The organism is Streptomyces ruber, from assembly GCF_014648075.1.
Taxonomy (GTDB): domain Bacteria; phylum Actinomycetota; class Actinomycetes; order Streptomycetales; family Streptomycetaceae; genus Streptomyces; species Streptomyces ruber.
On record NZ_BMQK01000090.1, the window covers coordinates 1 to 529 of the forward strand.

Consider the following 529-nt stretch of genomic DNA (forward strand, 5'->3'; position numbering starts at 1 on the left):
TTTTGTTGCAGGTAATTCTGAATTTAGAGGACAACAAACTATTCAATGTTATGTTGGTACACAAGGTGGTAAAGCTGATGATGGTAAGACTTCAATAGGTGAAATAAAATATACTAAACTTAATAAAATTGGTGAATTGACAATATATAGTCCTATTGAAAGTTAAATTAATGTTAATTACCAAACAAAAATAACTGTTTAAGCGCTATAGATTATGTAGTTCAAACTACAAGTATTAATCTATTTTTTTAACTTAAACCTTAATTTATTATGCAAGTAATTGAAAAAGTCAAAGTTGTTCCAGACGGCTATAATGGTGCTGGAATGAATTATGACGGTGGTAATCGTCGTGATGTAAACGGTAAGGCTAATGCAGGTTTAACTCTTGGTATTATCGGTACTGCACTTGGTGCTTGGGCTTTGTTTGGTAATCGTCGTTCTAGTGTATTAGGTAGCGCTGGTGGTGGAATGTTAGGTGATGGCTCTACTAATATTAACGTACTTGGTGCTACTGCTGGTAGTGGAAGCG

General features: G+C 34.2%; 1 protein-coding gene. It reads left to right on the forward strand.

Annotated features, from left to right (window positions below; genetic code table 11):
- Positions 1–270: 270 nt before the first annotated feature.
- Positions 271–529 (forward strand): hypothetical protein (locus tag IEZ04_RS34480; RefSeq protein ID WP_229821500.1); only part of this gene is annotated, 259 nt, incomplete at its 3' end.